14 protein-coding genes are annotated in these 14,011 nt (G+C 69.7%); 9 read left to right on the top strand and 5 right to left on the bottom strand.

Annotated elements, in window-relative coordinates:
- Nucleotides 1-78: 78 nt before the first annotated feature.
- Complete coding sequence (locus tag ACFT9I_RS26700; protein WP_382568253.1) at nt 79-1,062, top strand: LysR family transcriptional regulator; 984 nt, start codon at nt 79-81, stop codon at nt 1,060-1,062.
- 48 nt (nt 1,063-1,110) lie between these two features.
- On the opposite strand, the gene ACFT9I_RS26695 is transcribed toward ACFT9I_RS26700, so the two are convergent.
- On the bottom strand, nt 1,111-1,881 hold the full coding sequence (locus tag ACFT9I_RS26695) for an IclR family transcriptional regulator (protein WP_382568251.1): 771 nt from the start codon (nt 1,879-1,881) through the stop codon (nt 1,111-1,113).
- A gap of 166 nt (nt 1,882-2,047) precedes the next feature.
- Between ACFT9I_RS26695 and ACFT9I_RS26690 the strand changes: the two genes are divergently transcribed.
- The 6 genes from ACFT9I_RS26690 (at nt 2,048) to mmsB (ending at nt 9,287) form a co-directional block, all read left to right on the top strand.
- A complete protein-coding gene (locus tag ACFT9I_RS26690; RefSeq protein ID WP_382568249.1) occupies nt 2,048-3,211 on the top strand; it encodes a mandelate racemase/muconate lactonizing enzyme family protein in 1,164 nt (387 codons plus the stop codon).
- The gene (locus ACFT9I_RS26685; RefSeq protein ID WP_382568248.1) at nt 3,208-4,245 is read left to right on the top strand and encodes a zinc-binding dehydrogenase; all 1,038 of its coding nucleotides are present in this window, start codon (nt 3,208-3,210) and stop codon (nt 4,243-4,245) included. Before ACFT9I_RS26690 ends, ACFT9I_RS26685 begins: the two co-directional genes overlap by 4 nt.
- Nucleotides 4,246-4,363: 118 nt before the next feature.
- Nucleotides 4,364-5,332, top strand: coding sequence for a hypothetical protein (locus ACFT9I_RS26680; RefSeq protein WP_382568246.1), 969 nt, complete (start codon nt 4,364-4,366; stop codon nt 5,330-5,332).
- Nucleotides 5,333-5,350: 18 nt separating this feature from the next.
- Entirely contained in the window at nt 5,351-6,460 is a 1,110-nt protein-coding gene (gene chvE / locus ACFT9I_RS26675) for a multiple monosaccharide ABC transporter substrate-binding protein (protein WP_382568340.1), read from the top strand.
- Nucleotides 6,457-7,998 (top strand): multiple monosaccharide ABC transporter ATP-binding protein, encoded by a 1,542-nt coding sequence (mmsA, locus tag ACFT9I_RS26670; RefSeq protein ID WP_382568244.1) that lies wholly within the window; start codon nt 6,457-6,459, stop codon nt 7,996-7,998. The genes chvE and mmsA overlap by 4 nt, the downstream gene beginning before the upstream one ends.
- A gap of 5 nt (nt 7,999-8,003) precedes the next feature.
- A complete protein-coding gene (gene mmsB / locus ACFT9I_RS26665) occupies nt 8,004-9,287 on the top strand; it encodes a multiple monosaccharide ABC transporter permease (protein WP_382568242.1) in 1,284 nt (427 codons plus the stop codon).
- Nucleotides 9,288-9,294: 7 nt separating this feature from the next.
- Here the strand turns inward: mmsB and ACFT9I_RS26660 are convergent, their stop codons facing one another.
- The 4 genes from ACFT9I_RS26660 to ACFT9I_RS26645 all read right to left on the bottom strand — a co-directional run bounded on the left by ACFT9I_RS26660 (nt 9,295) and on the right by ACFT9I_RS26645 (nt 11,740).
- Nucleotides 9,295-9,603, bottom strand: a complete 309-nt coding sequence (locus tag ACFT9I_RS26660) for a DUF6510 family protein (protein ID WP_382568241.1) — start codon at nt 9,601-9,603, stop codon at nt 9,295-9,297.
- Nucleotide 9,604: 1 nt separating this feature from the next.
- The gene (locus ACFT9I_RS26655; protein WP_382568239.1) at nt 9,605-10,366 is read right to left on the bottom strand and encodes a ferredoxin reductase; all 762 of its coding nucleotides are present in this window, start codon (nt 10,364-10,366) and stop codon (nt 9,605-9,607) included.
- Nucleotides 10,336-10,935: a sulfite oxidase-like oxidoreductase gene (locus ACFT9I_RS26650; RefSeq protein WP_382568238.1), complete on the bottom strand. Its 600-nt coding sequence runs from the start codon at nt 10,933-10,935 to the stop codon at nt 10,336-10,338. Before ACFT9I_RS26650 ends, ACFT9I_RS26655 begins: the two co-directional genes overlap by 31 nt.
- Before the next feature lie 184 nt (nt 10,936-11,119).
- Complete coding sequence (locus tag ACFT9I_RS26645; RefSeq protein ID WP_382568236.1) at nt 11,120-11,740, bottom strand: L-threonylcarbamoyladenylate synthase; 621 nt, start codon at nt 11,738-11,740, stop codon at nt 11,120-11,122.
- 154 nt (nt 11,741-11,894) lie between these two features.
- Here ACFT9I_RS26645 and ACFT9I_RS26640 point away from each other — a divergent pair, with 154 nt between their 5' ends.
- The gene (locus ACFT9I_RS26640; RefSeq protein ID WP_382568234.1) at nt 11,895-13,040 is read left to right on the top strand and encodes a winged helix DNA-binding domain-containing protein; all 1,146 of its coding nucleotides are present in this window, start codon (nt 11,895-11,897) and stop codon (nt 13,038-13,040) included.
- A gap of 223 nt (nt 13,041-13,263) precedes the next feature.
- Complete coding sequence (locus ACFT9I_RS26635; protein WP_382568338.1) at nt 13,264-13,971, top strand: chitinase; 708 nt, start codon at nt 13,264-13,266, stop codon at nt 13,969-13,971.
- The last annotated feature ends 40 nt before the right edge of the window (nt 13,972-14,011 follow it).

Below are 14,011 nucleotides of genomic sequence, written 5' to 3'. Positions count from 1 at the left end.
TCGTCGACCTGCCCGACGATAGGTTCGGTGCACCATCGGCCGCCAATAGCGAATCCCGTATCAGACATCGGTAAATCTATGGAAGAGGAAGAGAGTGTTGACGTGATCGCCGGTTCTCCGGATGAGCCAACGACAGAACAGCCGGCGTCGACTGCGCCGCCATTGAATTTGAATCTGCTGCGGACATTCTTGGCGGTGCATCAGACCGGGTCATTCACGGCCGCCGGGCGGCTGCTCGGCCTTTCTCAGCCCGCGGTCACCACACAGGTGCGGGCGCTGGAGCAACAACTGGGGCGCGAACTGTTCGAGCGGCGTTCACGGGGCGTCATTCCGTCGCCGTTCGCGGACGAACTTGCCGCGGGAGCGACCGCGCCACTCAAGGCGCTCGCTGCGCTGAGCGGGCGCGTCGGCCCGCACGGCGACGGTATTGCGCCACCGGTGCAATTGGGCGGCCCCGCCGAGGTGATGTGCACCCTTGTCCTGCCGGCACTGGCTCCGGTCATCGAGAGCGGTGTGCGGCTCGGTGTGACCTTTGGTATGACCGACGAGCTTCTCCAGGAGATCCGGGCCGGACGTCACGACCTTGTCGTATCCACCCACCGTCCCAGAGGGCGTGGCCTGATCGCGAACCCGCTGTCGGACGAGGAATTCCTCCTGGTGGCCGCCCCCGTCTGGGCCGACCGGATCGGTGGATCGCAGCGGCTGGAGTCCGAGGGCCCGGCAGCGCTTGACGGCGTCCCGTTGATCGCTTTCGCCGAGGACCTCCCCATTCTCCGCCGCTACTGGCGCCATGTCTTCGGCACTCGGCTCACCGCGCGCGCGGCGGTCACCGTGCCGGACCTGCGCGGCGTACTGGCCGCGGTCACCGCCGGCGCGGGCGTCACGGTCCTCCCTCGCTATCTCTGCGTCGATCACCTCGCGAACGGCACTCTCGTCCTGCTCCATGAACCGCAGGACTCACCGATCAACACCGGCTATCTCGTCGAGCGACCTGGATCGAACGACAATCCGCATGTCGCGATCGTTCGTGACCGCCTTCTGGACGTCGGCCGTACATGGTGAGCCCGGAGCAGACGAAACCACCGGACAGGAGCTAGGGCCGGACAGGACCTAGCCGCGGGACCGGTGACCCAGCCGCGCCGACAGGGCTTCCGCGCCCTTCGTCGCCAGTTCGGCCAGCTCCTCCTCGCGGGTCTCGGTCCAGCGGATCATCGGGACGGAGATCGAGAGCGCGGCCACGACCTGGCCCCGTCTGTCGCGGACCGGGGCGGCCACGCAGCTCACGTCCGAGTTGGACTCGCGGTTCTCCACCGCGACGCCGCGCTCTCTGATCCCGGCGAGCGCCGTCCGCAGCACAGCCGGGTCGGTGATGCTGTTGGCGGTCATGGCGGTCAACTCACCGCCCGTGAGCCGGGCGTCGAGTTCGGGCTCAGGGAGCGACGCCAGCAGCATCTTGCCGACCGAGGTGCAGTGGGCGGGCAGCCGGCGGCCCGCCGCCGACACCATCCGGACCGTGTGGGTGGAGTCCACCTTCGCGATGTAGATGACGTCGAGGTCTTCGAGGATCGCGACGTGCACGGTCTCGTCGCAGGTCTCCGCGATGTCCCGCGCGACCAGCCGGCCCTCGGCGGCGAGGTCGAGCTGTTCCGCGTAACGGCTGCCGAGCTGGTAGGCCCGCACGCCGAGGCGGTAGCGGCCGGGCTGCTCGGGGATCGCCTCCAGATACGACCGGGCGGCGAGGGTGGTGAGCAGTTCGTGCACGGTGGTACGTGGCAGCCCCAGCCGGCGGATGACATCGGGCGCGGAGAGTTTCCCGTCGCCCTCCAGGAACAGTTCGAGAATGTCGAACGCCCGCGTGACCGCGGGGACCAATCGCCCCATCTCCGTCCACCCACCCCTTGTGTTCGGTACTCCGGCCAATGACCGGAATGACGAACAAAGGTTAGCGGCCGCACGCCCCATTGACACCCCTCGGCTACCTGTTTACGGTCACGCCAACATTTCGAACGCCTGACGAAATATCGAACAAGCTCTAGGGGTAACCGCAGTGCGCATCACGGGAATCAGCACCCATGTCGTCGGCACGCCCTGGCGTAACCTCACCTACGTCCTGGTCCACACCGACGACGGGCTGACCGGCGTCGGCGAGACGCGGATGCTCGGGCGGACCGACGCGCTCGTGGGCTATCTGCGCGAGGCCGAGGCCAACCACATCGCGGGCTCCGATCCGTTCGCGGTCGAGGACCTGGTCCGCCGCATGAAGTACGGCGACTACGGGCGGGCCGGCGAGATCGTGATGTCGGGCATCGCCGTGGTGGAGATGGCCTGTTGGGACATCAAGGGCAAGGCGCTCGGCGTCCCGGTGTGGCAGTTGCTCGGCGGGAAGGTGACCGACCGGGTCAAGGCGTACGCGAACGGCTGGTACACCACGGAGCGCACTCCCGAGGCGTACCACCAGGCCGCCGAGGCGGTCGTGGCGCGCGGCTACCGAGCCCTGAAGATCGACCCGTTCGGCACGGGCCATTTCGAGCTGGACCGGGCCGGGACCGGCTACGCGGTGTCGCTGATCGAGGCCGTACGGGACGCGATCGGCCCCGACACCGAGCTGATGCTGGAGATGCACGGACGGTTCAGCCCGGCGACGGCGGTACGGCTGGCGCGCGAACTGGCCCCGTACGACCCGGCGTGGCTGGAGGAGCCCGTACCGCCGGAGAATCTGCGGGCGCTGAGCAAGGTCGCCGGGAAGGTGGACATCCCCGTCGCGACCGGTGAACGCATCCACGACCGCATAGAGTTCCGTGAGCTGTTCGCCTCGCAGGCCGCCGACATCATCCAGCCGGACGTCGGCCATATCGGCGGCATCCTGGAGGCGCGGAAGCTCGCTGCCACCGCCGAGACGCACTACGTGCTGGTGGCCCCGCACAACGTCGGCGGGTCCGTGCTGACGGCGGCCAGTCTCCAACTCGCCGCCTGCACGCCGAACTTCAAGATCCTGGAGCACTTCAACGACTTCGCCGACGCGGAGATCAAGAAGATCGTCACGGGCGCGCCCGAGGTCGACCCGGAGACGGGCTGCTTCGAGATCTCGCACGCGCCCGGACTCGGCGTCGAGTTCGACGCCGACGCGGCGGCCGAATTCCCGCAGCAGCAGGCCCGGTTCGACCTCTGGGCCGAGGGCTGGGAGAAGCGCGACCCGAAGGCGCCCCGATGAGCGGCCCCGCCGCTGCCCAGGCCGGCAGCCGCGCGATCGTCGTCGACCGGCCCGGGGCCCACCGGCTCGTCGAGCGCGAACGGCCCGTCCCCGGATCCGGCGAAGTGCTCGTGAAGGTCGCCGCCGCCGGGATCTGCATGAGCGACCGCGAGGTGTACGACGGCCGCCGCGACCCGGCCTACGTCCGCTACCCGGTCACCCCCGGCCACGAATGGTCCGGGACCGTCGAGGCCGTGGGCGGGGGAGTGGACCCGGCACTCATCGGCAGACGTACCGTCGCCGAGGGCTTCCGCACCTGCGGCACCTGCGAGCGGTGCCGCGCCGGCGACACGTCGCTCTGCACGGGTGGCTACGACGAGACCGGCTTCACCCGGCCGGGCGCGTTCGCCGACCATGTCACCGTCCCCGCACGGCTGTTGCACCCCTTGGCCGACGACGCCGACCTACGGGCCGCCGCCCTCCTGGAGCCGGCCGCCGTGGTCGCCGGAGCCGTACGGGCCGGGTGCCCGGAGCCCGGCGAGCGGATCGCCGTCGTGGGTGCCGGCACGCTCGGACTGCTCGCCGTCCAGTTCCTCGCGGCCTACGCGCCGGGCGAGTTGACGGTCGTCGAACCACGCGCCACCCGCGCCGCCCTGGCACCCGCCTTCGGCGCGCACGAGGTCATCAACCCCACGGACGCCGAGAGCCGGCGCGGCCGCTACGACCTCGTGGTCGAGACGGCGGGCGCGCCCACCACGGCGGCCTCGTCCTGCCTGCTGGCGCGGCGCGGCGGACGGGTCGTCCTCACCGGCATGTTCACCACCGGCGCGACCGGCATCGACCCCGTCCATCTGTCGCTGAGCCAGCTGACCGTACGCAGCGTCTTCGGCGCCCCGTCGGCCGCCTGGTCCTTCGCCGTCCGCGCCTTCACGGCGGGCCTGCTCGACCCCGGCCCGCTGATCACCCACGAGTTCCCGCTGGAGCGGTACGCCGAGGCCGTCGCGCTCGTCGGCGGCGGCGACCCCGGCACGGGGAAGGTGCTGCTGCGCCCCTGACCCCGCCGGGCGGGCGCGCCGCGACAGCGCCGTACCACAAGACCCGAACGTGGTTCGAGATATCGAACAGACGGCAACCTCTCACGAACCGACAGGCAGCGACCGAAGGACATGTCCGTTGACCGACGCACCAGCCCCCGGCCCCCGCCGCCGCCCCGGTGAGCAGGCGCTCGCCGCGCTCGGCCTGGCCGCGCCCGACGACCACCCCACCGACGCGTCCCCGCACACCTTCCCCGACGGCGGCGTCTGGCGCACCGAGATCCCCTCCGTCGAGGGCCCCGAAGCCCTCACCGAAGTCCTCAAGGAATCCGCCCGCCTCGATGTGCCGATCCACCGGATCAGCCAGGGCAGCGGCGTCTGGATGCTCACCGACGACGAGATCACCGAGATGACCGGCGCCTGCGCCGCGCGCGACATCGAACTGTGCCTGTTCACCGGCCCGCGCGGCACCTGGGACATCGGCGCGGCCACGCGCACCGACTCCGGCGGCGCCGGTCTGCGCGCCCGTGGCCACGACGCCCTCGCCGGCTGCGTCGAAGACGCCCTGCGAGCCGCCGAGTTGGGCGTCAAATGCCTGCTCGTCGCCGACGAGGGAGTGCTCTGGTCGCTGCACCGGCTGCGTACACGAGGCGTCCTGCCCGCCGACACCACCCTCAAGGTGTCGGCGCTCATCGGGCCGGTCAACCCCGCCTCGTACGCGGTCTACGAGCGCCTGGGCGCCGACTCCCTCAACATTCCCTCCGATCTCGCCCTCGCCCACTTCACCGAGATCCGCCGCGCCAGCCGCGCGCCGATGGACCTCTACATCGAGGCGCCGGACGACCTCGGCGGCTACGTCCGGATGTACGAGACCGCCGAACTGATCCGGCGTGGCGCGCCCCTGTACCTCAAGTTCGGTCTCTCCAAGGCGCCCGGCATCTACCCGTACGGCGGCCATCTGCGCGACCTCACCCTGGCCACCGCCCGCGAACGCGTACGGCGGGGCCGGCTCGTCCTCGACCTGCTCGCCCGGCACGGCGCCGACGGCGGTATGTCGCCGCTCGGCTCGCGCCTCCCCGGACCGCTCAACCGTTTCCAACTTCCTTAAGGACAAGGACTGATGACCATGCGCACTAGCCGCGCCGCACTCACCGTCGTCGCCGCCTCCCTCGCCCTCGCACTGACCGCCTGCGGGCAGAGCAGCGAGGGAGGGAGCAAGGAGGAGAAGAAAGGCGGCAAGGGCTCCACCGTCGGCATCGCGATGCCGACCAAATCGTCCGAGCGCTGGATAGCCGACGGCCGCAACATGGTCGCCGAGTTCAAGAAGCTCGGCTACCAGACCGACCTCCAGTACGGCGAGGACGACGTCGACCAGCAGGTGTCCCAGATCGAGAACATGATCACGAAGGGGGTCGACGTCCTCGTCGTCGCCTCCATCGACGGCCGGGCGCTGGGCGACGTACTCGGCCAGGCCGCCGACCAGGGCATCAAGGTCATCGCCTACGACCGGCTCATCCTCGGCAGCCCGAACGTCGACTACTACGCCTCTTTCGACAACGAGAAGGTCGGCGTCCTCCAGGCGACCTACATCATCGACAAGCTCGGCCTGAAGGACGGCGGCGACGGCCAGGACCCCTTCACCATCGAGCTGTTCGCCGGCTCGCCGGACGACAACAACACCCGCTACTTCTTCCAGGGCGCCTGGAAGACCCTCAAGCCGTACATCGACAAGAAGCAACTCGTCGTCAGGAGCGGCCAGACGCGGCTCGACCAGATCACCACGCTCCGCTGGGACGGCGGCACCGCGCAGCGGCGGATGGACGACCTGCTCACCAAGTCGTACGGCTCCGAGGACGTCGACGCCGTGCTCTCGCCCTACGACGGCATCTCCATCGGCATCCTGTCCGCCCTGAAGTCGGACGGCTACGGCACCTCCGCCAAGCCCTACCCGGTCGTCACCGGCCAGGACGCGGAGGTCGCCTCGGTCAAGTCGATCGTCGCCGGACAGCAGACGCAGACCGTCTACAAGGACACCCGGGCGCTGGCCAAACAGGCCGTGCAGATGGCCGACGCCGTACTGAACGACAAGAAGCCCGACGTCAACGACGACAAGACGTACGACAACGAGAAGAAGGTCGTCCCCGCCTATCTGCTGGACCCGGTCAGCGTCGACAAGGCCAACTACCAGGCCGTTCTGGTCGACTCCGGCTACATCAAGGCGAGTGACCTGAAGTGACCGCACCCGTCCTGGAGATGCGCGCCATCGGCAAGACCTTCCCCGGGGTCAAGGCGCTCTCCGACGTCACGCTCAATGTCGCCCCGGGGGAGGTGCACGCCATCTGCGGCGAGAACGGCGCGGGAAAATCCACGCTCATGAAAGTCCTCAGCGGGGTTCATCCGCACGGCAGTTACGACGGCGAGATCCTGTTCCAGGGCTCCCCGTGTGCCTTCAAGGACATCGGCGCCAGCGAGTCGCGCGGCATTGTGATCATCCATCAGGAACTGGCGCTCGTACCGTACTTGTCGATCGCCGAGAACATCTTCCTCGGCAACGAACACGCCAGGCGCGGGATCATCAGCTGGAACGAGACGCTGAAGCACGCCGCCGCACTGCTGAAGCGGGTCGGACTCGCCGAGCACCCGGGGACCCGCGTCGCCGACATCGGCGTGGGAAAGCAGCAGTTGGTGGAGATCGCGAAGGCCCTCGCCAAAGAGGTGAAGCTGCTCATCCTCGACGAGCCGACCGCCGCGCTCAACGACGGGGACAGCGCCCAACTCCTCCTCCTGATCAGGGAATTGCAGGCACAGGGCATCACCTCGATCATCATCTCGCACAAGCTCAACGAGATCGCGGAGGTCGCCGACTCCGTCACCATCCTCCGCGACGGCCGCACCATCGAAACCCTCGACGTCAGGGCGGAGTCGACCACCGAGGACCGCATCATCCGCGGCATGGTCGGCCGCGACCTCGACCACCGCTTCCCCGAACGCACCCCGCACGACGGGGATCCCGGGGCGCGGCCCGCGCTGGAGATCCGCGACTGGACCGTGCACCACCCGATCGACCAGCAGCGCAAGGTGGTCGACCATGTCTCGATCCATGTCCGCCGGGGCGAGATCGTCGGCATCGCCGGTCTGATGGGCGCGGGCCGCACCGAACTCGCCATGAGCGTCTTCGGACGCAGTTACGGCCGCAACATCAGCGGCACCGTCTTCAAGGACGGCCGGGAGATCCGTACGAAGACCGTGCCCGAAGCCGTCGGACACGGCATCGCGTACGTCACCGAGGACCGCAAGCAGTACGGGCTCAACCTCATCGACACCATCGGCCGCAACATCACCCTCAGCGCCCTCCCGAAGGTCGCGCGGCGCGGCATCGTGGACGAGCACGAGGAGACCCGGGTCGCCGAGTCCTACCGCAGGAGCATGAACATCAAGGCCCCGACGGTCTTCGAACAGGCCGGCCGGCTCTCGGGCGGCAACCAGCAGAAGGTCGTCCTCAGCAAGTGGATCTTCGCCGGTCCCGATGTCCTCCTGCTCGACGAGCCCACCCGGGGGATCGACGTCGGCGCCAAGTACGAGATCTACACCGTCATCGACCGGCTCGCCGCGGAAGGCAAGGCCGTCGTCTTCATCTCCTCCGAACTCCCGGAGCTGCTCGGGATGTGCGACCGCATCTACACGATGGCGGCCGGCCGGCTCACCGGTGAGATCCCGCGCGCGGACGCGACCCAGGAAGTGCTGATGCGCCACATGACCAGGAACACGAGGTAGCCGACATGGCTGACGACATGGCCCGCGACAGGGGTCCGGCCACCACCGACCTCGCCAAGTCCCCGGGCGGCAGGTCTCCGGGGGAGCCGCCCAAGCCCGCACGCCCGCGCGCCTCCGCCACACGCGATCTGCTGCTGGACGCGGCGCGCCGCAACATGCGCCAGTACGGCATGCTCATCGCGCTCGCGCTGATCGTCGTGCTGTTCCAGATATGGACCGACGGCGTACTCCTCAAGCCCAACAACGTCACCAACCTCGTCCTCCAGAACAGCTACATCCTCGTCCTGGGCATCGGCATGATGATCGTCATCATCGCCGGCCATATCGACCTGTCCGTCGGCTCCCTGGCCGCGTTCGTCTCGGCCGCGTGCGCCGTGATGATGGTCGAACACGACATCCCCTGGGTGCTCGCGCTGGTGCTCGGCCTCGCCATCGGCGCGGTGGCCGGCGCCTGGCAGGGCTTCTGGATCGCGTACGTCGGCATCCCCTCGTTCATCGTCACCCTCGCCGGGATGCTGCTCTTCCGCGGCGGCACACAGATCTTCCTCGGGTCACGCTCGCTCGGTCCGTTCCCCGAAGGCTTCCAGAAGATCTCCACCGGCTACCTCCCGGAGATCGGACCGGCCACCAACTACCACAATCTGACACTCCTGTTGGGGCTGGCACTGCTCGCCTTCGCCCTGCTCCAGGAGGTCCGGGACCGCCGCCGTCAGAAGGAGTACGACCTGGAGGTCCTGCCCCGCAACCTCTTCCTCACCAAGTGCGTGGCACTCGCCGCGGCGGTCCTCGCCTTCACCATGACACTCGCGAGCTACCGAGGCGTCCCGGTCGTCCTGCTCCTGCTCGCCGCGCTGCTCATCGGCTTCGGCTACGTCATGCGCAACGCGGTCGTCGGCCGCCACGTGTACGCACTGGGCGGCAACCGCGCGGCGGCGAAACTCTCCGGCGTCAAGGACCGGCGCGTCACCTTCCTGGTCTTCGTCAACATGGGTGTGCTGGCCGCGCTGGCCGGGATCGTCTACGCGGCGCGCCTCAACGCCGGTGTGCCGCAGGCGGGCGTCAACTTCGAACTGGAGGCCATCGCGGCGGCGTTCATCGGCGGCGCGTCGATGAGCGGCGGCGTCGGCACGGTGTTCGGCGCGATCATCGGCGGACTCGTCCTCGGTGTCCTCAACAACGGCATGTCCCTGGTCGGCATCGGCACCGATTACCAGCAGGTCATCAAGGGGCTGGTGCTGCTGGCCGCCGTGGGGTTCGACGTCTGGAACAAACGGAGGGTGGGCGCCTGACGCCTCGTCAGTCGGCTGGACCGAGCGGAATCCTGAGCGAGGAGGCGCCCTGGAGGTCGAGCCACGCGGTGTCCGGTCCCCGGACCAGCCGCAGCACCACCCGCGCGCAGTCCGGGCACCGGGCCACCAGTCCCGGTGCCCGGTCGTAGACGTGCAGCCGGGCCATCGGACCCGTGGCGCCGCAGCCCGCGCAGCGGCCGACAGCGGCGGTCAGGTCGACCGCGAAGATCTCGGAGAGCGGGCCGCCGAGGGCGTTGCCGTCCTCGTACGACTCGTCCCGCTCGTACCCCTCGTCAGGTGTTCCATCGACGTCCATCTCATCCTCCACTGGGGCCGAAGCGTTCGGTCCTGATGAGGTCGGGGGAGTGGCCGAGGCCGGTCAGCAGCGACGCGGCCGACTCCACGAAACCCGTCGGGCCGCACACGTAACACGTGGGCCGCAGGTCCGCCGACCAGCCCGTGCGGACCAGGTCCGCCGTCCTCAACCGGCCCACCGGCCTGGGGTGTTCGGGCGGCGCGGCGCGCGTGTAGAGATACGACGTGTCGAGTCCGGGCACGCCCCGACGCAGTTCCGGCACATACAGCTGATCGTCCGGCTCGCGTACGGAGTAGAGCAGCCGGAACGGCGCCTGCCCGCCCACGGCCCCACGCGACCGCACCATCGACATCAGCGGCACCAGCCCGGAGCCGCCCGCCACCAGCAGTACCGGCTCGCTCTGCTCCGGCCGCCAGACGAACCAGCCACCGACCGGACCGCGCAACTCCACCCGGTCGCCGGGCTCCAGACTGTCCATCAGATACGGCGAGACCTCACCGTCCGGCACCCGCTGCACCGTCAGCTCGATACGGTCACCGTCCGGCGCGGACGCCAGCGAGTAGCTGCGCTGTGTGCTGTACCCGTCCTCGGCCGTCAGCCGTACGTCGACGTGCTGGCCCGCGAGATGCCCCGGCCAGCCGGGCACGTCGAACACCAGCGTCCGGGCCGTCCGCGACTCGGTACGCCGGTCGACCAGCTCCGCGACCAGCCAGCGAAGCCGCCCGGGGGCGGCTAGTCGCCCTGGTACCGCTGCTCGCGCCACGGGTCACCGTAGGAGTGATAGCCCAGGCCCTCCCAGAACCCCGGCTCGTCGTCGAGCAGCAGATCGATCCCGCGCACCCACTTCGCGGACTTCCACAGATACAGGTGCGGCACCAGCAGTCTCGCGGGACCGCCGTGCTCCGGGGGCAGTTCCTCGCCGTCGTAGCGGTGGGCGATCCACGCCTTGCCGTCGAGCAGGTCCTCCAGCGGCAGATTGGTCGTGTAGCCGCCGTAGGAGTGGACGAGGGCGTACTCGGCCGCCGACTCGACGTCCGCCATCAGGAGGTCGAGCGAGACACCCTCCCACTGTGTGCCGAACTTGGACCACTTCGTCACACAGTGCAGATCGACCGTGGGCGTCTCACCGGGCATCGCCATCAGCCGCGCCCAGTCCCAGGTGTGCCTGGCGCCCGTCTCGGTGGTGAGGGTGAACTCCCACTCCTCGTGCGTCACGCGCGGTGTGGGACCGGCGGAGAGGACGGGAAAGTCGTGGACCTCGTACTGTCCGGGCGGCAGTTCCCGGCCGGGTGCGGGCCTTCGGCCGTGGAATCCGCGCGAGATGATCGGCATGGCGGACTTCCTTCCTCCGCCCGGACGGTCGGGAGCACGGTCCGGACAGCCTCAGACCAGCGTAGGCGCGCGGGCCCGGGGCGGCGACGCGAGACCGGCCGGGGGCCTGCGACAAGCCCGGCGACAGGCCCTGCGCCGGGCTCCCGCACCGGGGTGCCGTGCCGCCCGGAATCGTCCGTCCCGCCTACTCGAACCGTGCGGGGTCGCCCGCCCCCCTGCGTACGATCTCCGGCTCACCGCCGGAGAAGTCGATGACGGTGGTCGGCTCGGTGCCGCAGTCGCCCGAGTCGACCACGACGTCCAGCACGTGGTCGAGCCGTTCCTTGATCTCCCAGCCCTGCGTCATCGGCTCGCCGTCGTCGGGCAGCAGCAGCGTGCTGGAGAGCAGCGGCTCCCCCAGCTCCGCGAGCAGGGCCTGGGCGACGACATGGTCCGGGATCCGGACTCCGACGGTCTTCTTCTTCGGGTGCAGCAGCTGACGCGGCACCTCCTTGGTCGCCGGCAGGATGAAGGTGTAACTGCCGGGCGTGGCCGCCTTGATGGCGCGGAACACGTCGTTGTCGATCTGCACGAACTGACCGAGCTGCGAGAAGTTCTGGCAGACGAGCGTGAAGTGGTGACGATCGTCGAGGTTCCGGATGGACCGGATCCGGCTGATGCCGTCTCGACTGCCCAACTGGCAGCCCAACGCGTAACAGGAGTCCGTCGGGTACGCGATGAGCGCGCCGGACCGGATGCTCTCGGCCACGCTGGTGATGGTGCGCCGCTGGGGATTCTCGGGATGTACGTCGAAATACTTGGCCATTGGCCGAGCTTAGGGCCTGTCCGGCGGCCGGGCCCGCATCGGGAGTGGGGCGTTCCGGAGGTTGCCGCGAGCTGCCGTCGGTGGCCGGTTGCCGTCGGCGACGACCGGCCGCCGACGGTGGCGTTCGCGGGCCCCCGGGCGGGAGAATCCCCGAGTGAAGATCACCGCACAGGAGCTGAACCGCTCCACCCTCGACCGCCAGCTCCTCCTGCGCCGGGAACCGCTCGGCGTCGCCGCCGCGGTCCGCCGCGTCGTCGCCCTCCAGGCCCAGCACGCGGCCTCGCCGTACGTCGCGCTGTGGAACAGGACGACCGGCTTCGATCCGGCCGCTCTCGACGCCGCCTTCACCGGCTACGAGGTGGTGAAGGCGACGCTGATGCGGATCACGCTGCACGCCGTCCACGCCGATGACCACCGGACGTTCCGGGAGGCCGTGGAGCCGACGCTGCGGGGCGGCAGGCTCGACAGCCGCTTCACGGCGACGGGACTCACCCTCGACGACGCCGACGTGCTCGTGCCCGCGCTGCTGGGCCACGCCGACCGGCCGCGGACCGCCGCCGAGCTGGAGCTGTGGCTGGGGGAGCGGCTCGGCGCCCCGCCCGGCCCCGGGGCGTGGCGCGGGCTGCGGGGATACGCGCCGCTGCTGCACGTACCGACCGGGACGCCGTGGTCGTTCGGCTCCCGGCCGTCGTACGTCGCGGCCGGTCCGTGGTCGGGGCTCCGGGACAAGGAGGCGTCGGCGGCGGCGCTGGCGAGGCTGATAGTGCGCTATCTGGAGGGGTTCGGCCCGGCGTCGGTGGCGGACATGGCGCAGTTCGGCCTGGTCCAGCGGGCGCGCGTCAGGGAGGCCCTGAAGGCCTTGGCGGGCGGTCTCGACGTGCTGGAGGGGCCGGACGGTGCGGAGCTGTACGACGTGCCGGGCGCGTCGCGCCCGGACGGCGACACGCCGGCGCCGCCCCGGCTGATGGCGATGTGGGACAGCACGCTGCTGGCCTACTCCGACCGGAGCCGGGTCCTGCCGCCGGACTACCGCAGGCTCGTCATCCGGATCAACGGCGACGTGCTGCCGACCCTGCTGGTCGACGGGTACGTGGCCGGGGTCTGGCGCCCGGTCGCCGAGGGGATCGAGGCGCGGGCCTTCCATCCGCTGCCGGAGGACGCCTGGGCGGGCCTCGCGGCGGAGGCCCGGTCGCTGACGGCGTTGCTCGCCGACCGGGAGCCGGGGGTCTACAGCCGTTACGGCCACTGGTGGGACAAGCTGCCGCCGAGCGCGGAGGTCCGGGTGCTGCCGGGGAAGTGACGGATCGCCGTTCTCCCCTCTCCCCTCTCCGTTCTCCAAATCTCCGTTCTCCAAAGAATTGGTATGGACCTTTCCTTCGAGGGGTCGCTGCCCGTAGCCTCTGCGCGGCGATGTCCGCGTAACTGCACTCTCCCGGAGGGCAGTTGTGGATGAGCGCTGTCCCGTGAACGTCCCCACACCGTTCAGGAGTGAAGCAGTGTTGAGAAGAGGCACCACGGCCGTCATGGCCGCCCTGCTGCTGGTCTGCGGACTGCTCGTCGCCGCGCTGCCCGCGGCGGCGGTTGATGAGGCGCGAGGCGCGCACCACAAGCCGCGTTTCGCCGTCAGCGAGACCCAGTTCGAGCGGATGTTCCCGGACCGGGATCCGTTCTTCACGTACGACGGCCTCATCGAGGCCACCGCGGCGTACCCCGCCTTCGCGAAGACCGGCAGCCGCACGACCCGTAAGCAGGAAGCGGCGGCCTTCCTCGCCAACATCAGCCATGAGACCGGCGGGCTGTTCTACGTGGTGTCGCAGAACCCCGACATGTATCCGATCTTCTGCGACGACACCCAGCCCTACGGCTGCCCGGCCGGTCGGGACGCGTACTACGGGCGCGGCGCGATCATGCTGAGCTGGAACTTCAACTACAAGGCGGCCGGCGACGCGCTGGGCCTCGACCTGCTCAACAACCCGTGGCTGGTCGAGACCGATCCGGCCGTGGCCTGGATGACGGCCCTCTGGTACTGGAACACCCAGTCCGGGCCGGGCACGATGACCGGGCACGACGCGATCGTGAACAAGAAGGGCTTCGGGCAGACCATCTGGAGCCTGAACGGATCCGCCGAGTGCAACGGCGGCAACCCCGCGCAGATGGAACACCGGGTCGAGCTGTACAAGCAGTTCACGCGCGTGCTGCGCACCGCGCCGGGTCGCGATCTGACCTGCTGAGCGGCTGTCGTCACGGTGCCCGGCCCGGCTGTCCGCCGGC

The organism is Streptomyces sp. NPDC057137 (assembly GCF_042670825.1).
Taxonomy (GTDB): domain Bacteria; phylum Actinomycetota; class Actinomycetes; order Streptomycetales; family Streptomycetaceae; genus Streptomyces.
The sequence above is the reverse complement of the archived record's forward strand: the minus strand, read 5'-3'. Positions and strand labels throughout refer to the sequence as shown.